This is a genomic window from Thermodesulfobacteriota bacterium (assembly GCA_034189135.1).
Classification (GTDB): Bacteria; Desulfobacterota; Desulfobacteria; order Desulfobacterales; family JAUWMJ01; genus JAUWMJ01.
In genome coordinates this window covers 1-20838 of sequence record JAXHVO010000118.1, presented here as the reverse complement: position 1 = coordinate 20838, position 20838 = coordinate 1, and the positions used below count along the sequence as shown (strand labels likewise).

Genomic DNA, 20838 nt, shown 5'->3' with positions numbered 1-20838 from the left:
TTATTTTCATATTGTTATAACAAAATCAAAACAATTCTTAATTTGTCGCAGTGTGCAGTTACCTGATAATATAAAAGGCTGAGAAAAATGGGAAAAACCGCCAGACTGATCATTGATGGAGAGACCTGTGAATTGCCCATTATTGAGGGCTCTGAAGGAGAGAGGGCGCTTGACATATCCTTTCTTCGCAAACAAACCGGATTAATCACCCTTGATCCCGGCTATGCAAACACCGGATCCTGTGAAAGCAGTATTACATTTATGGATGGAGAAAAAGGGATTTTGCGTTACAGAGGTGTTCCGGTTGAGCAGCTTGCAGAAAAAGCAACCTTCAAGGAGACTGCCTACCTGCTGATCCACGGTAAGCTACCCAACTCCGAAGAACTCAAACGTTACTCAATGCTGCTTAATGATAATTCTCTTGTTCATGAAGACATGAAGGCTTTTTATATGAAGTTCCCCAGAAATTCCCATCCCATGGGTATTCTGTCCGCCATGGTGAATGCCCTGAGAAGCTTTTATCCGGAACTGAATCATCAGACGGAAGAGGAAGAGATCATGATCACCATGACGAGGCTTATGGCCAAAATCAGGACCATGGCGGCCATGTCATACAAGATATCCAAGGGACACAAGGTGATTTACCCCAGGCCTGACCTGACATATTGTGAAAATTTTCTCAATATGATGTTCGATACACCTGTGATGCCTTACAAAATAAATTCTTTGGTGGTAAAAGCCCTTCGAGTGTTCTGGATACTTCATGCAGACCACGAGCAGAACTGTTCCACCTCATCCGTGCGCATGGTGGGAAGCGCCCGCGTCAACCTCTATGCTGCCATTTCATCAGGCATTGCCGCCTTATGGGGGCCTTTGCATGGAGGAGCCAACCAGGCGGTCATTGAAATGCTCACCGAGATACACGATTCAGGGGGAAACTATAAGAAAGCCATTGAAAGGGCCAAAGACAGGAATGATCCTTTCCGTTTGATGGGATTCGGACACCGGGTATATAAAACCTATGATCCTCGGGCAACGATTATGAAAAAGATGTGCGACGATTTGCTGGAATCGTTACATATTTCAGATCCGCTGCTGGACATTGCCAAGGAACTGGAGATACAAGCCAGAAAAGATCCTTACTTTATTGATCATCACCTGTATCCCAATGTTGACTTTTTCTCCGGGATTGTTTTGCGAGCCATTGGCATACCCACCAACATGTTTACGGTGATGTTTGCCATCGGCAGACTGCCCGGTTGGATTGCACAGTGGAAAGAAAGCATCTATGATCCCAAATGGAAAATCAGTCGCCCTCGCCAGATTTACATCGGATCGAAAAAAAGAGATTTTACTCCCATAGCTGAGAGGGATTAGAGATTGATGGAATCTTTTTTAATGACCCACCGGGGCGGTTTCATGCGACCCGCGCTGACATCTCTCATTTGCAGGCCAAAGACCGTTTCAACAAGTATACCATTTCGATTGTAAAGCCCTATATCAAAAGAAAAAAGCTCAGTGCTCACATTCACCGGAAGGATCAGGCAGGTATACCGGCTTCCAGGTCGGGTCGGTTTAAAAATTATTCGCCGGTCAAATCCAACGGGAAACCCGACCACAGCCAGGTAACGCTGCCCCCAGGCACATGCCGCATGAAAGGCGGCATCCAGAGGGAAAGGAGAGCCCAGCGGCAGTTTTGACTTATTGATGGGTCTTTGTTTTGGCGCCAGTATATCGGCCATGGCCCCTTTTGAGGAAACAAACAGGGGATCCTGAATATTATGATATGCAGGGCCAAAGGGAACAAGGTCGCTGTATAGCTTATCCGCCGGGATGGTAAACCTCTTTTGAATCTGTCCGGAAACAGCAGCCAAAGCAGGAGGATTAATATCAGCTTTATTGGCGGAAAATTGCATGGTGGCATGCTGTTTTACGCGGGTGATACCGGCCTTTTTTGATCTTGTTTTTGTCATCAGTCTGGCGGTGACACCGTCTTTTTCATTCTTTTCGATTTCGTTAAAGGCGTCAACAACATTATCAGCTGAGGCAGTATCCGGCTCAATATAGAAAAATTTATCAAACATGGCTTTTTCAATGGATCGGATATCTGTTTTCGGCAGGTACTTTTCAGTGGATGCGGCAAGAAGTTGCATGGCTTCCACAGCGGGGAGTACTGCTTTTCCTTCAAAGCGGTGATCCAGCAAATACGGATGGATTTCTATCTTAAGTGGCAGCCTTTTTTGCATTTTTTAAAAAACCACGTCTTTTTATGGGGTTAGGTTTGATGCATTGTTGTACCCAGTCGGGCATGAAAAGTTATGGAAAAAATATAGAGCCTTTCCCTGCTCCGGCGTTTTGTCAAGGCAGGGCTTAAAAATGCAGTCTGAAGCCAAAGGCGAAGACAGGTGCCTTTGATCTTTGCCTATCATTTGGGGAAGACTTTCCATAAATGAAGGGTTTTTTTATCGATTCCAACCGGCATTCCGGACGCATTGGTGGCGCAATGACGGGTAAATCCTTTACAAATGATCTCATTGGATGCTTCATTGGTAATGATATAATCAAACTTAAGCCGCACCCGCTCGAGGTCTGAAGGATGGGTATAGATGCACATGGGATCATCGTAAAAAAGCGGGGTAAAATAGCTGATTCCAATTTCAATAATAGGATATATAAAGCCGTTTTCCTCAATTTCGCGATAGGCATAGGCTGCATCGCGCATCAGGGAAGCCCTTCCCAATTCAAAATATCGAAGATAGTTCCCATGATAGACCACCTGTGAGCGATCTGTATCGGCGTACAGAGTCCGTGTATTGCATTTGTGCCATACCAGGCCGCCGGTTTTATCTCTGACATACCGGTTATCGCCATCAAGGGTTTCAGGAATAAATGGTTTCGGTCTCATTTCAAACACCTTTAAAAACAATACAGCAATTCGTCCCGCCAAAACCGAAGGCATTGGAAAGAAAGGTTTCGTAACTCTGCCTGCGGGTTTTATGGGGAACCACATCAATATCAGTCAGTTCGGGATCCGGGATATGATTAACCGTCGGAAGGATTAAGCCTTTTTGCATCGCCTCAATACCCAGGGCGGCCTCAATGGCAGCGGAAGCGCCAAGAGTATGTCCGAGCTGAGATTTGTTTGATGATACAGGCACACTTTCCAGCTTTTTGCCGAACACGTTTCTTAAACAATCAATTTCAATTTTATCGCCTTTATGGGTGGATGTTCCGTGCGCATTCACATATGAAATGTCTTCCGGTTGCAAACCGGCATCTTGTATCGCTTCAGTTATTGCGCAGATGATGGTTTCAGGGTTGGGCAGGGTAAAATGATGCGCGTCCGAGGTCCAGCCGATGCCCATCACCTCAGCCTTTGGTTCAAGGCCATATGCAGAAAGCATATCTTCAGCTGCCAGCACAATTACCCCTGCCCCTTCTGAAAGAACAATTCCTTTTCTGTCAATGGAAAAAGGTCGGCAGGCCTGGGTGGGGTCATTATAGGCACGGTCATTGGGGCCCACTTTTATGGTGGCCAGCATATTGGAAAAACCTTGAATAATTTCAGGTATCAGGCAGGTATCGACTCCACCGGCCAGAACAAAATCGCAATCTCCATCCCTGATCATTCGAGAACCGATACCGATGGCATGGTTTCCCGAAGCACAGGCGCCCTGGGGTGAAAATATCGGACCGGTAAACCCAAGAAGCATTCCGGCCTTACCGGACGGCAGATTGGCACACAGATTGGGAAGCAGGTATGGGCTCACCTTGTAGGGGCCCTGGTTCACATAATTATCCATGGCGATGCGGTAAGCATCGGTTCCATTTAAGGCAGATCCGATCAAGCAGGCGGTTCTGGGGCCGGTATCCTTGTCTATTTCCAACGCGGAATTTATCAGAGCTTCTTTGCAAACCGCCATGGTTAAAAAAACATAATCCGCATTCCAGTTATAGGCCTCTTTCCTGTCCATGAAATCAAGGGTCATGGGATCCCAGTCCGGAATCTCGCCCACCACATTGCTGCGTGAGTTTGTTTCACATCGCGTTACCTTGCGAAAACCGGCCTCGCCATTCACCGCCCGTTGCCAGGTTTTTTCAAAGGTTTTTCCCAGCGGTGTGGCAGTGCCGTAGCCGATAACAAATACACGTCTGTTTTTGGGTGCTTTCATCGTTTATGCTATCCTGCGGAAAACAACACATGAATTGCATCCGCCAAACCCAAAGGAATTTTTAAGCACATATTCCTGACTATGATTGCGTGCGCCTTCGGGTACACAGTCCAAAACCATGCCCGGGTCCGGTGTATAGTTGATGGTTGGAAGCAAAGTGCTCCTTTTCATCCCGCAAATGGCAAAAATAGACTCAATCGCACTGGACGCCCCCATGGCATGACCGATCAGCGATTTGTTTGCCGATACCGGAGGTATAGCATTTCCAAATACCGCTTTCAAGGCATCAAATTCAACTTTATCGCCGATTTTCGTAGAGGTGCCGTGTGCATTTACCGCATCGATATCATCGGGCTTTATATCTGCATTGTCAATACTTTCAGTGATGCATCTTTTAACGGTCTCAAAATTCGGAGCAACAAAATGATAGGCATCCGAGGTCATGCCCCAACCGGCTATTTCAATATGGTAACTGAGACCATGGGCCTTGGCAAATTCTTGGGTACATATAATAATACTGCCCGCGCCTTCGGAGATGACAAAGCCTCTTCTGTCAATAGAAAAAGGTCTGCTGGCCCTTTCAGCCGGTTCTTGGGGAAGACCGGGTTTGGGGCTATAGGTGCCGTTCATGGTGGCAAACCCGGCCACAATCGGTTCAACAAGGGCAAAATCAACCGCACCGCAAATGACGACATCAGCTTTTCCCTGCTCAAGCAGCATTGCCCCTATGATCATTGAAGTGACACCGGTGGCACAGGCGGTAATGGTTGAGGTAATGGGGCCGGTGGCACCGGTTAAAATGGATATTTTCCCACCGACCATATTGATGCATGAGTTGGGGTTGGTGAATGGATGGGGCAGTTTGTGCCGGGAAATCATGAGCCGGTCTGCTTTCAAAACAGCATCCTGCCCGCCCACTGCGGAACTGAAAGTAATGGCGACCTTTGGGGCTAAATCGGGGGTGATTTTAATTTTACTTTTTTCCAGGGCACGGTGCACCACCAGCATGGCATATTTGAAAATCGGGGATGTCCACTGTGCGAGATTTCGTGCACTTAAAAAAGGATAAGGCGTGGTGTCAATATCATCGACCTGGCCGGCAATACGAACGGGAAAGTTTTCATCGGTGGTAAAGCGGGTGAGTTGGCCTATTCCGCTTTCACCCCTGACAGCCCTGCGCCACTGGGATTCCATATCGGTTCCCAGGGGAGAAACCGAATCATATCCAATAATTACAGGTTTTTTTGACCGCATATTATTTACCACGGGATAAATTGATAGAGCTTGGCAAACATCTCGTAAACCTCAATCCAGTTTTGCAGATCCTTGGAGGTACGAATATGAGCACGCTTATTTACCATCACCCAACTCATATGTGCGGCCCCGTCTTTGCAGGTGGAACAATTCCTTGTTTCTGAAGTACAACAGCGGTGCATGGTGTTAAGATCCGATGCCCACCGAATAAAGTCTATCAGGCGCTTTGGTCTTGGTTTTCTTTTGTCCAAAGGCTGTGAAACGGAGGGACATTCCATCCATCCGAATTTTCTGCCCAACATTTTTCCGGTGGTGATTATTTCATGATAATATTTGGAAGATATCACCGCATCCGGATATTTATCTAACATGTCATCCATTTCCAGACGCAAATCCTTGAGCTCTTCAGGTTTCCAGAAAAAGCCGTCCACATCTTCATCATTGGAAAGGAGCTGCATGTGCACCTTAAGGCCCGCGTCTCTTATCTTTTTTATAATTCGTTCAGTCTTCCCAATCTGTTTGGGGGTAATGGTATAAAGGTAATAGGTGTGGGGGTCTCCCTGGTAATTTTTGCTGGAAATGGCAAAGGTGTCTTTTCCCCGGAGAACCTTCTCATCTTCTTCGTCCCCCCATAAAGAAATTCCCACCATCATATCGGGAAATCGGTCTCGGGGGACCTTGATAAGGCCGTTGGTTGCGCAAAAAGTCGGCAGTTGTTTATAGAATGCTTCTACTCTGTCCAAACAAAGCGTGGGCTCCCCGCCAATCAGTATGGCAAGGTTAACGCCACGCGATTTTTCCCGTCCGATAAACGCTTCCCATTTTTTAATGTCCATCTCTTCAACCGCCGCCTTGTCTTCTCCTGAAGAGAAAAAGAAACATCCCTGGCATCGCAAATTACAACGGTTGGTCACATCATATATTGAACTTCGGATATTAAGCTTCGATATCTTTTTATATCGCTGATACCACTGGTCATCCAGCAGGGAACTAACGGTTTTCATCAACGTGCTCCTTTATTATCTAAAACAAAAAAAATACCACTGATTTTCACGGAAATTTCACAGAATATTATCTGTGATATTCCGTGCTTTTCCGTGGTGGATTTATAAAACGGTTTTCATAGAAACATATCATGACCGGGAGGGGCCACAAAATAATCACAAAGATTGGTACCTTTTTGGTATCCCATTACCCAGACTGCAAGATAGGTATCCACATAGTCAAGCCAGGCCTTAAACGTTTCAGGATTGATGGCATGCCTGAATAATCTGGCAGTCACTACCGCACTTCCTGCAGCATAATGCCTGCAATCTGAGCAGTCTGTGTCCGGGACGCAGCAGGCAGCACTTCTATCCCAGGTCAAATCTGTCCTGTATTGCCTGAAAGAGCGGCCAAGGCCGATATCGGTGGATGGATTCATCCTGGGATACGAGCAGGCATACAGGTCGTGAAGTCCGTATTTATGCGTGTGGGCAACAGCGCTATAATGAGAAAACAACACATTGTCTGGATATTTTAACAGAAGCCGAACCATATTCTCGCGGGTGCGAAACAGAGATTCTTCATCGTGACGGAGGTCTCCCTTATACCCCACGGGTGCGGAAAATATGTTAAAGGTAATTTTACTTCCGTTTTCGGAAAGAATTCGGGTGACTTCATGCACTTCATCAATATTGTGTTTGGTAAAGGTATATACAAATACTGCTCTGGGATCATTGCTATAATTTTCAATCTGTTTTGCAAGCATGTTTTTTGCGTTTCGCACTTTTAGACTTGTTTCGTCATTACCCCAGACTGAAATGTGTATTTTGTAACCCACGGATTCGGGTATAAATTTAATCCCGTTGGATGCAATCGCCCCCAACGGCATTTCCTGATAGCAGATTTCGCAAAGTTCAGGGACTAAAGAAGGTTCGGCTCCTGCAAGGACAACATAGGTAATGCCCCTTGCTTTCTCCTTCTTCATCAGGTTACGCCACGCATTTACATCTTTATTTTCTTTGGCGAACTGTTTATCGCCTTCATAATAATAACAACCATCGCATCTAATGTTGCATCGATGGGTCATATCATAAGTGGATTCCCGCAGAAAAAAATATTTCCGTATCTTTTCAAATCGTTGCCGTATTTTAGGATCTGCCAAAATGTCTGAAAATTTCCACTGATTTTCAGAAGTATTTTGCCCAACATGAGCTTGTTTGACTTTTTGGGTATTCAACTAACATTCTCCATTCTATAAAAGGTTAACATGATGTGTGACTAAAAATCGTTAACAAGGTGCCGGATGGCATCTTTTCCGGCTCATCTACAAGACATAGCGGTTTTCCCCGGGGCAAAGGCATGCATATCGCATGTCAAGCGCTTAAAAAAACCTCACCAGTGCAGTAGGTAAGACTTATTATGATGCTATCAATTTTTTTTCGATGTATTCTGCAATAAAACGAACGGTGGTCAGTTTGGGATAGTCGTCTTCATCGATTTTTATTCCGTATTTGTCCTGAAGAACCAGGGCGACTGTGGCCAGGTCCATGCTGTCAATCCCAACCTCATCAATCAGATCAATATCTGGGTCGAATGTCTCAGGGGTGACATCCTCCAGTTTGAGCTCATCAATCATAATTTTTGCAATGTGAATCACAATTTCTTTCATATCTGTTGCTACGGGCATATTTTTCCTCCTTAAAACTATATATTAATGGTTTCTTAACAAGAAAAAAACCATTTTTTTAGGAAACGATTTTATTGTTTTACATCATTCTCTTTCTACCGTCATCATGCCTGTGCAGGCGATCTGGGAATCAACCATTACGTCAAACGTATACAGGCGGTGATCGTCGTTTTTTTCCTTTGCCGCAATTTGTATCTTATCACCGGGCTTTATGATCTGTTTAAATTTAACCCGTTTTACCGCGGAAATTTTTAAATTTTTGCCGTTTGCCTGCTTAATAACGTCAAAAACCATACCAAGCTGGGCAATACCGGGGAGAATCGGCTCTCCGGGGAAATGTCCGGAAAACCACGGTGATTTGCCAGTCACGATGGCATCTGCAAGAATTTCATCTGAAGAAGATCGCTTTATATTTGTCAGGGCATACCAGTTTTCCCGATTATTTTTTATCATTGAATTAAGTGCTCCCAGAGAGGACCGTAATGTCCATGGTCATACATTCTGGATGTGATTTTAGCTGTCTGTTCACCACCGGCTCCGATTACCCAGTTCATACGTCCGTTTGCATACCGGCTGACTCTGTTGATAATCTCTTCACTGCTCAGCGCTCTGGATTGATAAAAAACCGGCTTAAGTAAATTCTGCTCTCCGGATATCTGTCCCTCTGACAAAGCAATGTCATACAGGGCGGTGTATGGATATATTCTCAGTCCGCAGAAAAAAAATAAAACGGTTTTATCCAATTTGTCAACATTTGAAAGCGTTTCTTCGAGTGATTCTCTATTTTCTCCGGGGCCTCCCAGGAGAAAAAAATGCGCAACGTATAAACCTGCATCATTTGCCAATTTATGTGCTTCAAAGACATTATCTATTTTAAACGGTTTCCGGTAAGATGCCAGCATTTTATTAGACATGGCTTCTGTGCCGAATTCAACATGGGTAAGCCCGGCATCTGCCATTAATTTATAATAATCTTTTGGCGGAGTTTTCGGAGCAAAAAAAGCGCCCCATGGGATGGAAACTCCATATTTTATAAATGCCCGGGCAACTTCAGCGCTGTGGGAAAAATCGCTATTAAATGCGGAATCGGTTATAGAAAAATATTCGGCTCCGGCTTCCTGGAGTTTTAGTGCCGTGTTGGCAACCTCCTTTGGAGGAATAAGCCGCAATTTGCTTCCTTCAATATGGGGATAGGTACAGTATATACATTGGAAATTACATCCCCGCTTGGTTTGCAGATTGAGCATCCCCCCTTTTTTAAGGTAAAAATTGAGATGGGAATTATTTGTATCTATTCGTGCAGAAAACGGTTGATCCAGAGGCTTTGGTATTTGTGCCTTATTTCCCCGGGTGATGACTCCGGGTATGGATGATACATCTTCCCTTTTTTCAATGGCATTAAGAAGCAGGGAAAACCTTTCTCCTTCCCCAACGATACCGTAATCCGCCTGCAATGCTTCCAGAACTTCGGCAGGGAATATGGTAAAACCGCTTCCTCCCAAAACAATGGGTGATTTGGAACAGCCTCTTATTAATGCAACGAGTTTTTTATAGTGACCAATAAAGCCTTTTGGATCGGCTGTGTCGGTATTATCTATATTTCGAATAGAAATCCCTATAATATCGGGCAAAAAATTTCTGATAACCTCCTTAATCGAGTCAAGATCCTTTAGATCGTTCAGATCCGAAATTTTTACCTGATGACTGTCTGCAATTGATTCAGTCACATAATCAAGACCCAGTGGATACACCGGATAAGGTTCAATAAAAATATTTGCCGAAACAAGTAATACTTTCATAACGGTTCATGGCATTATCCCACCTGCAGATTCAAGTTTACCTGTCGATACTCCGGAAGTGCTTATACAGCAACCTTGATACTTGTTAAGGGTTTAAAATAATACAAATTCTATGGTTTAACAGGCAGAAGGTTATTTTGAGCTGAATAGTTATGTTTCTGCAATGAAATACATACGTCGGTCAGCTAGACATTGCCGGCGCTTTCTCACGGATATAGTTGGCCATTGCTCTGAGAGATGAAAAAACCTTTGCACCCAGTTCTTTATTATTTACGATAACGGAATAATCTTTTTCCATCATTAATACAAGTTCAAGGACATCGATGGAATCGATATCCAGTTCTCCACCAACCAATTGACTGTCCTCATCAATATCATCAGGAGCGACACCCTCAAGGTTCAGCGTTTCGATAATTTTAACTTTTAGATCATTGATTAATTGTTCCATAATTTTTAACCGGCATACCCTTGTATTGCTTTGTTAGAGTTAATAAAATCACAAAAAAGTTCCATCTTTACATAGCACTCAAATTGTTGTACCATCCAATCAAAACTTTCTTTCTATATATTTATTTTATTTTTTTCAACCTATTTTTAAAGTAAAAGTTGAAATTTGCCAACTTATTATACAGTAAACCCAAGACCGAGGGAAAATAGATTTAAGCCAGACTCGAACAGATCCCCAGGTTAAATCTAGTTGTTCCTCGCGGTAGGTGTCTTGTTGGGTTTAAAAATTTCGGCAAACAGGGTTACTGCAATGATTAATATAGATATTGAACGACTCATTCCCCATCGTGATCGTATGAAACTGATCGGTGAGATCATTGAATCAGATGATGAAAAGGCTGTAACGGAATCGGTGGTAGCAAAAAAGTGGCCGCTTTTTACCGAAACCGGTGTCAGCTCCCTTATCATCATTGAACTTGTCGCACAGACGGCAAGTGTTTGCATCGGATACAAAGAACTTAAAAAAAACGGTGAGAAACTTGGAGGAAAGGGCTGGCTGGTGGGAATAAAGAACGCGTCTTTCTTTTTAGATAAAATTGCTTTAAATTCCAGAATAACCACTTGCTCTAGAATCAATTTTAGCTTTGACAATTACACCCAGATCCTTGGAACCGCAAAGACAGGTGAAAAACTGGTAGGCGAAGTCAATCTCCAGGTGTTAAGGTCTGAATCCGGTTCCGTTTTAAAGTCTAATTCAGGAGATGAAACAGATGGATGAGAAGAGCAAAAAGGTAGCCATTGTCACTGGAGGAAGCAGGGGCATTGGTCGGGCAATTTCAATTGAACTTGCCCGGGTGGGATATCATATCATTATCAATTACAAATCCAATGCCAAAGCAGCCGCAGATACGCTTCAGGCCGTAAGAGACAGGGAAAGTGATGGTGAGATGATTCAATTTGATGTTTCTGATGCAAAAGAGTCAGAACGGGCCATAGATGATATTGCCTCTCGTTATGAAAATATTGACGTTTTGGTGAACAATGCCGGTATAACGGCAGACGGGTTATTTGTTTTCATGCCGGAAGATGACTGGGATGCGGTAATCAACACCACTTTGAAGGGTTTTTATAATGTGACCAAACCGGTTTTAGGAAAAATGGTTCCGAATAAAAAAGGAGCAATCGTATCGATATCGTCTGTTTCTGCTTTGATCAGCAACAGGGGACAGGCGAACTACTCTGCGGCAAAGGCGGGTTTGATCGGAGCAAGCCGCTCAATTTCATCTGAGGTGGCCAGGCTGGGTATTCGGGTGAACGTGGTGGCTCCAGGACTCATAGAAACGGAAATGCTGGGTGAAACCCATGTAGGAAATATAAAACAGATGATTCCCATGGCAAGAGTCGGCCAGCCGGAAGAAGTGGCAAAGGTGGTCCGATTCCTTTGCTCTGAAGACGCTTCCTATATTACCGGTCAGGTGATATCGGTAAATGGGGGAATGTTTTAACCCGATAAGGCAGCTTACCAGTTTTAGTTTGCAGTAGCTTCTTTTTGTGTCATGAGATATTGTTGTGTTTACCAGTTGCGCGTTTCGGGTTACGGGGTATAAAAAGAATTATTTCCTATTACCAACACGCAACATGTAACCCGAAACATTTATGGGATAACCAAACAAACAAGTTAAAAAGGTATGAAATAATATAAGAAATGAAAGCAAAAAAGAGTTACAGCGCACTTTCAATATTTGTTTTAATTGCAGCGAGCTGGTTGACTGTTGGCTGGGCGGACAACTGGGATCAGATAAAAAATGGCGCCGGGCAGGTTGATACGGTGAAGTGTGATTTCATTCAGGAAAAACACATGAAAATTCTTGCCAACCCCCTGATTTCAAAAGGGGTTTTGTACTATAAGGTGCCCGGATCTCTCAGGTGGGAATACCTATCGCCAATTAGAAGCATTCTACTGATGCACCATGGAAAAACCAAGCGGTTTATAATGAAAGATGATCGTTTCATTGGCGACAGCTGCGCCAATCTACAGGCAATGGGGTTTGTTTTAAAGGAAATCACCATGTGGCTCAAAGGCCGTTTTGATGAGAATCCACAATTTACCGCCACCCTAACAGCCGGTAATAAAATAATTCTTCTGCCAAAAGAAAAATCTTTTTCCATGATGATACAAAAAATAGAATTGACACTTTCAGACCGGCCGGGAATAATAAAATCGGTCATCATCTATGAGAGCGATGACTCTTTTACCCGGTTGATTTTTCAAAAATCAATATTGAATGGTAACATAGACGATTCCATATTTCACAAGATTTAATGCAGATGGCGTCGCAGAAAACCCCATCTACAGCGTTGCAGCGGTTTTTAAGACATTCGGTATACGGCATGTTTCGCCCCGTCCCTGAAAAACCACGGCGCCTTGATTATGAAACTTTCTGCTTGGCCGGCGGTTATCATTTTTACGAGTTTATCAATGAAAAGTATCACATTTTGGCTCATCCTTTTATTGGGCACTGTCTCCTGCACCGGCCTTCCAAAGCTTGATCCGGTCAATCCCACGCTTTTACCTGGAATTCACCAAAGATGCTCCGATGTGTTTTTACAAGGCAAATGGCGATTGGTTCATCTGATTGAATTTGCCATGCCGGGGAATCAGCAGAGCTTTGTGATGGGGATCACCGTTATTTCTCCGCAAGAAGAAAAAATCGAATCTGTGATCATGACCATTGAAGGTTTCGTTTTCCTCGATGCCTATTATGATCAAAAGGTAGTGATTAATCGAGGTATTCCTCCATTTGATTCCAGCGATTTTGTGAGAGGCATGATGGATGATATCAAACTGATGTTTTTTAAGCCTGAGGGGCGTCTGATGGAGTCTGGTATGTCCGGTGACGGGTCACATGTCTGTCGATACAGGAATGTTGACGGTGGTGTTGTGGATGTGATTGTAACAAAAGGCTGCGACTGGAAAATACAAAAGTATAGCCCTGATGGCGGCTTAATAAAAACCGTTCAGGCAGACCACTGTGAAAAAGCGTCTGTCTCTGCAAAAAAAAATGGCTTGCCGGGCAGAATAAAACTTGCTTCCTTTGGTATAAACCGATATGCACTGGCATTCGAATTGAAAGAGGCAAAACGTATAATAAAATAAGATAGCCGTTGACGGGTTCAGGATCTACACCTGAGCCACTGAACCTGTGAACGGTTTCAGGTTGAGGAACCGTTTTATGAAATTCAAACTGATTTATCCAAAATGGGCAAAACTTGAAAGACAAACCGAATTTCATCTTCCGCCTCACGGCCCTGTGGTTTTTGCTGCCGCATTGCCGGATGATGTGGATGTGGAATTTGTCGATGAAAATCTGGAAGAAATTAATTTTGACGATCCTGTAGATTTTGTGGGTATTTCCATGATGCTTACCATCCAGGTGAAGCGGGGGTGGGAAATTGCGGATATCTATCGAAAAAAGGGTATTAAAGTCATATTCGGCGGGATTTCTACCATGTTGCATGTGGAAGAAACCATGGAGCATGCAGATGCCGTATTCCTGGGTGAAGCGGAAGGAAGAATGGAAAAGGTCTTTTCCGATTTTAAAAAGAATAAACTTCAAAAAGTGTATAACTATTTAGACGACCGCCCTCCCATCGAAATGGTCGGTACGGCCCGAAGAGACATTTTGAAAAGGGATCTGTACAATTACAAGGGTGTCCAGATGGTCGATCTGGTCCACGCATCCAGAGGTTGCCGTTTTCACTGTTATCCATGTGCGGTGGCCTACCTTGGGGGAAGAAGTTTCAGGCCCCGTCCCATTGATAAGTCTATCGAAGAAATGGAAAGTATAGATAACAACCGCTTGTTTCTGGTGGACAATTCCCTGGCTCAGGATACAAAATGGGAAATGGATCTGTTTCGTGAAATGATTCCGTTGAAGAAAAACTGGTGCAGCCACCCGATAGAAAATAAACCTGAGGTGCTGGATCTGGCTGCGCAGGCGGGTGCCTGGTACGTTTATCAGGCGGTTTTTGACACATCAGATTTGATTAAAGACAGAATCAAACGATACCATGATCATGGAATCGGAGTTGAGGGTACTATTCTCCTTGGCCTGGATACGCATACAGAAGATTTTATTAAACGGCTGATCGATTTCCTTCTGGAAATCGAACTGGATCTGGCGGAGTTTACTGTTTTGGCACCTTTCCCGCATACAAAGGCCTGGGATGATCTGCACAAACAGAAGAGAATTTTTTCATATGACTGGGATCAATATTCTGCGGACAGAGTGGTATATTATCCCAAGCATATGACCCCGGAAAGGCTTCAGGAACTTTTTACTTATGCCTGGGATACATTTTATAAGGACGAACCCCAAAGAATTAAGATGTTTAAATTGCTTCAGAAGGTGGTTAGAAAAGAAAAACAGGCCAATACATTTACGCCCAGAAGAAGAGATCTTGCCAAGCATGCTTTTGGCAAAAAAACGGCTTAAGGCATAACGGCACCCGGAATCTGCCACTCAACACATGGGTTATCTTGTTTGGTTCTTCTCCAATTTAATTGGAGAAGAGGGATCTAGGATTCCAGGGCTCAAGGGTCCGAGTGAAATGCTAAAGAATTACAAGGAGTTGAAAGTCTATCAAAAGTCATGCAAACTTTGTTTAGAGATATAGAGGAGTTAGATTTCATTTAAAAAAGTGACTTGGGTACGCTAAAAAAAGCCCTAGCAGAAATCGAAAGGATGTTAAAAACACTGATAAAGTTTTTAGAAAACAAACCCTTGAATCCTTGACCCCTGGAATCCTGGGTTCCTCTATGATATTGACCGTTTAATTAGAGATAAACAACTTATTTAGTCTTAATTAACTACAACTAATCGGGAGATGATTCTCCTGTTTGCCACAATCGATTCGGCCTAGCTGTTTGCCTCTTACCCCGCCCAAAGAACAATGAAAATCCTGCTTTACGACGATCCGTTGGCAAAATCATAATAATGACAGTACTGAGACATAATGGTGACTGCTTTTTTAACTAAATTTGGATTCATTTTCCATGTTTTGACCAACAGGCGAAACAACAATAATTTTACCGGCCAGGGCTCATGCAACAGGTAAAATGCGATAATATAGAAAAGTTTGATAAATTTTGCAAAACTCATCTTTGAATTCCGGTAAAGAGGGGAGAAGTATGTAATATTCGCCAGCCAGTCTAAGGCTCTGGATTCAAAATTTTCCGGCTGATATAAATTTTTAAAAAGAGTATGGTGATTTTCAATCAGCTCTTCGAGGGTTAAATTTAAAGGTATAATATTGGTTGAATAATGCCATACCCCTTTGAAGTCCTCATTTAAGCGATTTTGTTTTTTCATTCTGTCATACAGGGTCGTATTTTTCGGCGCATTTAAAATAGTGATTGAGGCAAGCGGACTGCCCGTTTCATTGAGGAATTGTTCAATTTCAGTAAATGTTTTCTGGTCATCATGGTCAAAACCGACAATCAGCCCAATAAAAGGGAGGATGCCGTAACTGGATACTCTCTTTACCGCTTCCTTTGGATTATAACGAAAAATATGTCCTTTATTTATTTCATCCAAACATTCTTTTCTGATACTTTCCACACCGAAAAAAATTGCTGAGAAACGGGCATCTGCCAGTAGCTTTAAAATTTCTTCATCATCACCGATTTTAGTGGTTGCCTGTGTGCTGAACGACAGAGGTGTTTTTTGCGACGTGTTCCATGCTATAATTTCGTTTAATAATTTCTTGGTAAACGATTTGTTTACAAAGAAATTATCATCGGAAAAAAATATGGTTTCCGCACCTTTTGCATGGGCATTTTTTATTTCAGTCATGACCTGTTCAACAGATTTTGTTCTGTATTTCCTGCCAACCAAAAGGATGACATCACAGAAATCACAGTTGTTTGGACAGCCTCGACTGGTTTGAACGGTAAAATACAGATAGTCTTTTCCATTAATAAATGACCACGCCGGAGGCGGGCTGTCTTTTATATCAATATACTCTTTTTGCTCATATACGGAGGCTGCGGATCCATTTTGCCATTCCAACAGAAATTTCGGCCAGGTATATTCCGCTTCTCCCACAAAATGATAATCTGTCAGTTTTGCGGCTTCTTCACGGTTGAGCGTTGCAAATGCCCCTCCTAGGGCCACTGGAATGTTTCGCTTCCTAAACGCTTCTGATATTTCACCGATCCGCCTTGAATGAAGGGTATAGCCGGTAATGGCCACCAGATCACAGGGCATGTCCAGATCGATTGGGGAAACATTTTCATCACAGTATCTATATTCGACATTCATATCCTCAGGGGTTAAGGCAATCAATGTGGCCAGTGCCGAATTGGGCATTAAGTTTTTAGTTCGCAACGCTTTTACAGAGCTTTTCATAGACCAAAAATTATCCGGTGTTCGAGGACTGATCAGATAAACCACACGACTTTTTTCAGTAAATACCGTTGAAGCGGACGTTTTTGTATTTTTCATATAATAAGAACCTTGAATGAATACCTGAGTTATAAAAGTCTCCCAGCCGGTAAAAATTTCAGGTAATCATATGTGGGAAACCAGAGTTGAGATCTGTTATCGTTTGGCAGCCTTTACTTAGTATCATAAAGGGATGTCGTCAAGTTCAAGTTTTTGATTTTTCCGCAGGTGTTATTTCAATTTTTTTATTGACCATCAAAACACACTTATGTATTCGTAGTTTAAACCCCATACCATAAGGAGGGCACCATGGCTGTAAAAGTAATCATAAAAAGACATGTCCCTGAACAAAAGGCAAAGGAAATTATCCCGCTGGTCAGGCAAATGAGAAGCCTGGCGACCCATCATGACGGCTATGTTTCCGGTGAAACATTAAGGAACCTGGAAAGCCCGGAAGAATTCATAGTGATCAGTACATGGGAGTCTTCTCAATACTGGAAAAATTGGCTTAAAAGCGATGACAGGAAAAAAGTTCAGGATAAGATAGATTCTCTTCTTGGAGGAGAAACCAAGTATGAAATTTTTCATTACGGATTTAAGGAATGATGATTTCATAAAAATCCGATTTAAGCCAGTCGATACTTTAGATAAGTAAAACGCTTTTTGGTTTTGTTATTTTTCACCCCAATTGCCAGCGCTTTGCGGGTACCGATCATGACAACCAGATTCTTCCCCCGGGTGACGGCAGTGTAAATCAGGTTTCGTTGCAAAAGAATATAATGTTGTGTCAGGACAGGGATAATCACTGCCGGAAATTCGCTGCCCTGGGATTTGTGCACCGAAACCGCGTAAGCCAAAACGATTTCATCCAGCTCTGAAAAGTCAAAGGTGATTTCTCTGCCATCGAATAAAATAATGAGCTGTTGATTTTCGGGGTAAATCTTGGTAATTTTTCCGATATCACCGTTAAAGACTTCTTTATCGTAATTATTTCTAATCTGCATCACTTTATCGTTTACCCGAAAATTTCGGTTACCGCGTGTGACACCTTCCGGGCCCGGGTTGAGTGTTGCCTGAAGTTCTCTATTCAGGTTATCCGCCCCTGCCACTCCCTTGTGCATCGGCGTTAATACCTGAATATCAGCCACAGAATCAAAACCAAAACGTTGAGGGATGCGAACCTTTACCAATTCAAGTATAATTTCAAGTACCCGGTCCGGGTCCTCCTGCTGGATAAAATAAAAATCATTATCATCGTTTAAAGAAGAAGTTTCCCAGGACGGGATAATGCCTTGGTTTATCTTGTGGGCATTGACAATAATCCGGCTCTTTTTGGCCTGACGAAAGATTTCATTTAGCCAAGCAACAGGTAGGGAATTCGACTCAATCATGTCTTTTAGAATATTTCCCGCTCCCACGGAGGGAAGCTGATTCACATCACCGACGAGAATTAAAGTGGCAGTTAAAGGAACGGCTTTTAACAGGTGGTACATTAAAATCGTATCGATCATAGAAACTTCATCTACCACAAGCAGATCACAACCAAGGGGCCGTTTTTCATTTTTCTGAAAGCCTCCTTTGGCATAGCTGAACTCCAGCAGTCGGTGTATGGTCCGGGCTTCCATACCGGTGGTTTCGCTCATCTGCTTGGCGGCTCTACCTGTTGGCGCAGCCAGCATGATTCTCACCCCGATCCTGGAAAATATCTTTAAAATGGCATTGATGATGGTGGTTTTTCCGGTGCCCGGCCCGCCGGTGATGATCATTACCTTTTGGTTAAGACAGGAGCGTACGGCCAAAACCTGATTTTCCGCCAGGGTAATTGAAAGCCGTTTTTGCACCCAGTCTATTGCTTTATCCGTATCTATATTGCGAATTGATTTAAATGACAATGCCAGTGACTTCAACATGTCTGCAATACCGGTCTCGCAAAGGTGAAATTTAGCCAAATAGACGGCTTTGTTTTTTGGGGAAATTTTTTCAATGCCGCTGTTCTGATCGTCGAAAACTATTTTATTGTTACCTGCCAGCATCCCGAGAGCTTTTACAACCACCTCCTTTTCAACGTCCAAAATTTCCCTGCTCTTCAAAATAAGGTCTTCATAAGGATAATAAACGTGACCCTCATCTGAAAGCTTGTGGAGTACGTATAGAATGCCGGCTTCAATCCGCTGACTCGAATCCCTGGGAAAGCCAAGTTTTTCCGCAATTCGATCGGCGGTGACAAACCCGATGCCGAAAATATCGGTGGCCAGGCGGAAGGGATTTTCCTGTACCACTTCGATGGACCTGGCTGAATATTCTTTGAATATTTTGGTGGCATATCCTGAACTGACGCCGTGGGCTTGAAGAAAGATCATCACCTCGCGGATTTCTTTTTGCTCATCCCAGGCATGTTTAATCCTGGCGATACGCTTTTTCCCTATGCCGTTAACATGGGAAAGCCGGTTAATTTCATTTTCAATCACTTCCAGCGTTTTTTCGCCAAATTTTTTAACAATCCGCTTTGCCATCACCGGGCCAAGCCCCTTAATGAGACCGGAACCCAGGTATTTTTCAATTCCATACACAGTGGCCGGGACTTTTGTTTGGTAGGCCACCACTTTGAACTGCTTCCCAAATTTGGGATGATTGGACCACTCGCCCCGCATGTTAAGGATTTCGCCTGGGGTGGGGGCCATAAGGTTTCCGACTACAGTTACCAGATCCCGTCGCCCGTGGACCTTGACCCTGGCTATGGTAAAACCGTTTTCTTCGTTGTTGTAGGTGATTCTTTCAATCTGGCCGGAAAGATCTGTGAGCATTCTTTAGTCCTGTTTTCTCTCCCAGTCCGGAACCCGGACATCCGATCTTGAAAGTTTGGTAGGGAAAAAGCATTTTATGTCAATCACCGGAGAGCCGTCCAGGGCATCAATTTTGTCTATCCGGATAGTGGTTCCCTCAACAGCTAAAATCTTACACAAAGACAGGGCAATCAGATTGGGCCGGTGCGGGGAATGGGTGGCAAACACCCCGGTGAGGGGATTTGTCTTAATCCCGCAGGGATGGACCTGCATGGTATTTCTACTTTCAGGTGTGTCGTTCTGGTGAAACCAGTACAGCACGTTGATATGGGAAAACTGTTCCAATCCCAAAAGAGCATTATTATATTCTTCATTAATTTCAATTAAAACCGTATCATCTTTTTTCTTGATAAAACCAACAGGATAAATGTGAAAGTGATCTGTCATTTCAGTCTCCGATATTTTTTGAAATCACACGTCATCCACCAGGCGGGTGATTTTATGAAGCTCACTGGAATATATTTTTGGGAAACAGTATATCAATCGATGGAGCGAAGCGATTTCATCATTCGATGTTGAATGTTCAGAAGACTCTTCACTCTGCCGTTCGATATTTGTTATGATAAATACTTTACTGTTTCATTTTCTTTGTTGTTGGTTTCATTTGGCAAAAACGATGGCATCAGTCTTCCTGCAGTTCATCAATTTCCGCATAATAATCGAGCGCTTGCGGATTGCTCAGCGCATCTTTATTCAGCACAGGCTTGCCCTCGATTATTTTTTTGACTGCCAACTCCACTTTTTTCATGTTTAATGTATAGGGAACCGCAGGCACACTTAATATTTTGGCCGGTACATGACGGGGAGACGCATTGGTACGAAGCGTATTTTTTATTTTCCCTTTTAATTCTTCGGTTAATTCATGGCTCTGAGCAAGCTTGACAAAAAGGATGACCCGAATATCGTTTTTCCAGTTTTGACCAATTACGACGGAATCTTCTATTTCATCCATCTGCTCCACCAGGCGATAAATGTCCGCCGTGCCGATTCGCACACCACCCGGGTTTAAGGTGGCATCCGATCTTCCATACATGGTGACACCGCCACGATCGTTGATTTCTATAAAGTCTCCGTGCCGCCAGATATTGGGATAGACATCAAAATAGGCACTGTGATATTTGCTGTTGTCCGGGTCTTCCCAGAAATAGATCGGCATGGAGGGAAAAGGTGCGGTACATACCAGCTCTCCCTGCTGATTCACCACAG

Annotated in this window: 21 protein-coding genes; 7 read left to right on the top strand and 14 right to left on the bottom strand. The window is 43.5% G+C overall.

What is annotated here, in order from left to right; genetic code table 11:
- The first annotated feature begins 87 nt into the window (after positions 1–87).
- Positions 88–1377: a citrate synthase gene (locus tag SWH54_17080; protein MDY6792981.1), complete on the top strand. Its 1290-nt coding sequence runs from the start codon at positions 88–90 to the stop codon at positions 1375–1377.
- Here the strand turns inward: SWH54_17080 and SWH54_17075 are convergent.
- From SWH54_17075 to SWH54_17030, 10 genes are all read right to left on the bottom strand, one after another.
- Positions 1374–2246 (bottom strand): polyketide synthase dehydratase domain-containing protein, encoded by an 873-nt coding sequence (locus SWH54_17075; protein ID MDY6792980.1) that lies wholly within the window; start codon positions 2244–2246, stop codon positions 1374–1376. The two genes, SWH54_17080 and SWH54_17075, sit on opposite strands and share 4 nt — an antisense overlap.
- A gap of 179 nt (positions 2247–2425) precedes the next feature.
- Positions 2426–2905 carry an acyl-CoA thioesterase gene (locus tag SWH54_17070; GenBank protein MDY6792979.1) on the bottom strand — a complete coding sequence of 160 codons (480 nt, stop codon included), beginning with the start codon at positions 2903–2905 and terminating at the stop codon, positions 2426–2428.
- Position 2906: 1 nt separating this feature from the next.
- Positions 2907–4172 (bottom strand): beta-ketoacyl-[acyl-carrier-protein] synthase family protein, encoded by a 1266-nt coding sequence (locus SWH54_17065; GenBank protein ID MDY6792978.1) that lies wholly within the window; start codon positions 4170–4172, stop codon positions 2907–2909.
- Between the two features lie 3 nt (positions 4173–4175).
- Positions 4176–5426, bottom strand: coding sequence for a beta-ketoacyl-[acyl-carrier-protein] synthase family protein (locus SWH54_17060; GenBank protein ID MDY6792977.1), 1251 nt, complete (start codon positions 5424–5426; stop codon positions 4176–4178).
- 5 nt (positions 5427–5431) lie between these two features.
- Positions 5432–6430, bottom strand: a complete 999-nt coding sequence (locus SWH54_17055; GenBank protein MDY6792976.1) for a radical SAM protein — start codon at positions 6428–6430, stop codon at positions 5432–5434.
- Between the two features lie 116 nt (positions 6431–6546).
- Entirely contained in the window at positions 6547–7647 is a 1101-nt protein-coding gene (locus tag SWH54_17050) for a radical SAM protein (GenBank protein MDY6792975.1), read from the bottom strand.
- A gap of 180 nt (positions 7648–7827) precedes the next feature.
- The gene (locus tag SWH54_17045; protein ID MDY6792974.1) at positions 7828–8097 is read right to left on the bottom strand and encodes a phosphopantetheine-binding protein; all 270 of its coding nucleotides are present in this window, start codon (positions 8095–8097) and stop codon (positions 7828–7830) included.
- Between the two features lie 84 nt (positions 8098–8181).
- Positions 8182–8550 (bottom strand): hypothetical protein, encoded by a 369-nt coding sequence (locus SWH54_17040; GenBank protein ID MDY6792973.1) that lies wholly within the window; start codon positions 8548–8550, stop codon positions 8182–8184.
- A complete protein-coding gene (locus SWH54_17035; protein MDY6792972.1) occupies positions 8547–9896 on the bottom strand; it encodes a lipid biosynthesis B12-binding/radical SAM protein in 1350 nt (449 codons plus the stop codon). Before SWH54_17035 ends, SWH54_17040 begins: the two co-directional genes overlap by 4 nt.
- Positions 9897–10077: 181 nt before the next feature.
- Positions 10078–10344: a phosphopantetheine-binding protein gene (locus tag SWH54_17030; protein ID MDY6792971.1), complete on the bottom strand. Its 267-nt coding sequence runs from the start codon at positions 10342–10344 to the stop codon at positions 10078–10080.
- Positions 10345–10653: 309 nt separating this feature from the next.
- Here SWH54_17030 and SWH54_17025 point away from each other — a divergent pair, with 309 nt between their 5' ends.
- From SWH54_17025 to SWH54_17005, 5 genes are all read left to right on the top strand, one after another.
- Positions 10654–11121: a hypothetical protein gene (locus SWH54_17025; GenBank protein ID MDY6792970.1), complete on the top strand. Its 468-nt coding sequence runs from the start codon at positions 10654–10656 to the stop codon at positions 11119–11121.
- The gene (gene fabG / locus SWH54_17020; protein ID MDY6792969.1) at positions 11114–11848 is read left to right on the top strand and encodes a 3-oxoacyl-ACP reductase FabG; all 735 of its coding nucleotides are present in this window, start codon (positions 11114–11116) and stop codon (positions 11846–11848) included. The genes SWH54_17025 and fabG overlap by 8 nt, the downstream gene beginning before the upstream one ends.
- Before the next feature lie 200 nt (positions 11849–12048).
- Positions 12049–12666 carry an outer membrane lipoprotein carrier protein LolA gene (locus SWH54_17015; protein MDY6792968.1) on the top strand — a complete coding sequence of 206 codons (618 nt, stop codon included), beginning with the start codon at positions 12049–12051 and terminating at the stop codon, positions 12664–12666.
- A 156-nt stretch (positions 12667–12822) separates the two neighbouring features.
- On the top strand, positions 12823–13500 hold the full coding sequence (locus SWH54_17010; GenBank protein ID MDY6792967.1) for a hypothetical protein: 678 nt from the start codon (positions 12823–12825) through the stop codon (positions 13498–13500).
- Between the two features lie 76 nt (positions 13501–13576).
- On the top strand, positions 13577–14839 hold the full coding sequence (locus SWH54_17005) for a radical SAM protein (GenBank protein MDY6792966.1): 1263 nt from the start codon (positions 13577–13579) through the stop codon (positions 14837–14839).
- A 471-nt stretch (positions 14840–15310) separates the two neighbouring features.
- Here SWH54_17005 and SWH54_17000 read toward each other — a convergent pair whose 3' ends face one another.
- On the bottom strand, positions 15311–16849 hold the full coding sequence (locus SWH54_17000; GenBank protein MDY6792965.1) for a radical SAM protein: 1539 nt from the start codon (positions 16847–16849) through the stop codon (positions 15311–15313).
- A 249-nt stretch (positions 16850–17098) separates the two neighbouring features.
- Here SWH54_17000 and SWH54_16995 point away from each other — a divergent pair, with 249 nt between their 5' ends.
- Complete coding sequence (locus SWH54_16995; protein ID MDY6792964.1) at positions 17099–17395, top strand: antibiotic biosynthesis monooxygenase family protein; 297 nt, start codon at positions 17099–17101, stop codon at positions 17393–17395.
- Positions 17396–17415: 20 nt separating this feature from the next.
- Here SWH54_16995 and SWH54_16990 read toward each other — a convergent pair whose 3' ends face one another.
- The 3 genes from SWH54_16990 to SWH54_16980 all read right to left on the bottom strand — a co-directional run.
- Complete coding sequence (locus SWH54_16990) at positions 17416–19593, bottom strand: ATP-dependent RecD-like DNA helicase (GenBank protein ID MDY6792963.1); 2178 nt, start codon at positions 19591–19593, stop codon at positions 17416–17418.
- A gap of 3 nt (positions 19594–19596) precedes the next feature.
- Complete coding sequence (tsaA, locus tag SWH54_16985; protein ID MDY6792962.1) at positions 19597–20019, bottom strand: tRNA (N6-threonylcarbamoyladenosine(37)-N6)-methyltransferase TrmO; 423 nt, start codon at positions 20017–20019, stop codon at positions 19597–19599.
- A 235-nt stretch (positions 20020–20254) separates the two neighbouring features.
- The coding region (locus tag SWH54_16980) for an acetoacetate--CoA ligase (protein MDY6792961.1) at positions 20255–20838 on the bottom strand (584 nt) is incomplete at its 5' end.

Bases quoted from the DNA above. Each gene is read 5' to 3' on its own strand.
- SWH54_17075 (MDY6792980.1), bottom strand. From the start codon at position 2,246: ATGCAAAAAAGGCTGCCACTTAAGATAGAAATCCATCCGTATTTGCTG.
- tsaA (MDY6792962.1), bottom strand. From the start codon at position 20,019: ATGACAGATCACTTTCACATTTATCCTGTTGGTTTTATCAAGAAAAAA.
- SWH54_16990 (MDY6792963.1), bottom strand. From the start codon at position 19,593: ATGCTCACAGATCTTTCCGGCCAGATTGAAAGAATCACCTACAACAAC.
- SWH54_16995 (MDY6792964.1), top strand. From the start codon at position 17,099: ATGGCTGTAAAAGTAATCATAAAAAGACATGTCCCTGAACAAAAGGCA.
- SWH54_17055 (MDY6792976.1), bottom strand. From the start codon at position 6,430: ATGAAAACCGTTAGTTCCCTGCTGGATGACCAGTGGTATCAGCGATAT.
- SWH54_17060 (MDY6792977.1), bottom strand. From the start codon at position 5,426: ATGCGGTCAAAAAAACCTGTAATTATTGGATATGATTCGGTTTCTCCC.
- SWH54_17035 (MDY6792972.1), bottom strand. From the start codon at position 9,896: ATGAAAGTATTACTTGTTTCGGCAAATATTTTTATTGAACCTTATCCG.
- SWH54_17000 (MDY6792965.1), bottom strand. From the start codon at position 16,849: ATGAAAAATACAAAAACGTCCGCTTCAACGGTATTTACTGAAAAAAGT.
- SWH54_17005 (MDY6792966.1), top strand. From the start codon at position 13,577: ATGAAATTCAAACTGATTTATCCAAAATGGGCAAAACTTGAAAGACAA.
- SWH54_17040 (MDY6792973.1), bottom strand. From the start codon at position 8,550: ATGATAAAAAATAATCGGGAAAACTGGTATGCCCTGACAAATATAAAG.
- SWH54_17015 (MDY6792968.1), top strand. From the start codon at position 12,049: ATGAAAGCAAAAAAGAGTTACAGCGCACTTTCAATATTTGTTTTAATT.
- SWH54_17070 (MDY6792979.1), bottom strand. From the start codon at position 2,905: ATGAGACCGAAACCATTTATTCCTGAAACCCTTGATGGCGATAACCGG.
- SWH54_17080 (MDY6792981.1), top strand. From the start codon at position 88: ATGGGAAAAACCGCCAGACTGATCATTGATGGAGAGACCTGTGAATTG.
- SWH54_17030 (MDY6792971.1), bottom strand. From the start codon at position 10,344: ATGGAACAATTAATCAATGATCTAAAAGTTAAAATTATCGAAACGCTG.
- SWH54_17065 (MDY6792978.1), bottom strand. From the start codon at position 4,172: ATGAAAGCACCCAAAAACAGACGTGTATTTGTTATCGGCTACGGCACT.
- fabG (MDY6792969.1), top strand. From the start codon at position 11,114: ATGGATGAGAAGAGCAAAAAGGTAGCCATTGTCACTGGAGGAAGCAGG.
- SWH54_17010 (MDY6792967.1), top strand. From the start codon at position 12,823: ATGAAAAGTATCACATTTTGGCTCATCCTTTTATTGGGCACTGTCTCC.
- SWH54_17045 (MDY6792974.1), bottom strand. From the start codon at position 8,097: ATGCCCGTAGCAACAGATATGAAAGAAATTGTGATTCACATTGCAAAA.
- SWH54_17025 (MDY6792970.1), top strand. From the start codon at position 10,654: ATGATTAATATAGATATTGAACGACTCATTCCCCATCGTGATCGTATG.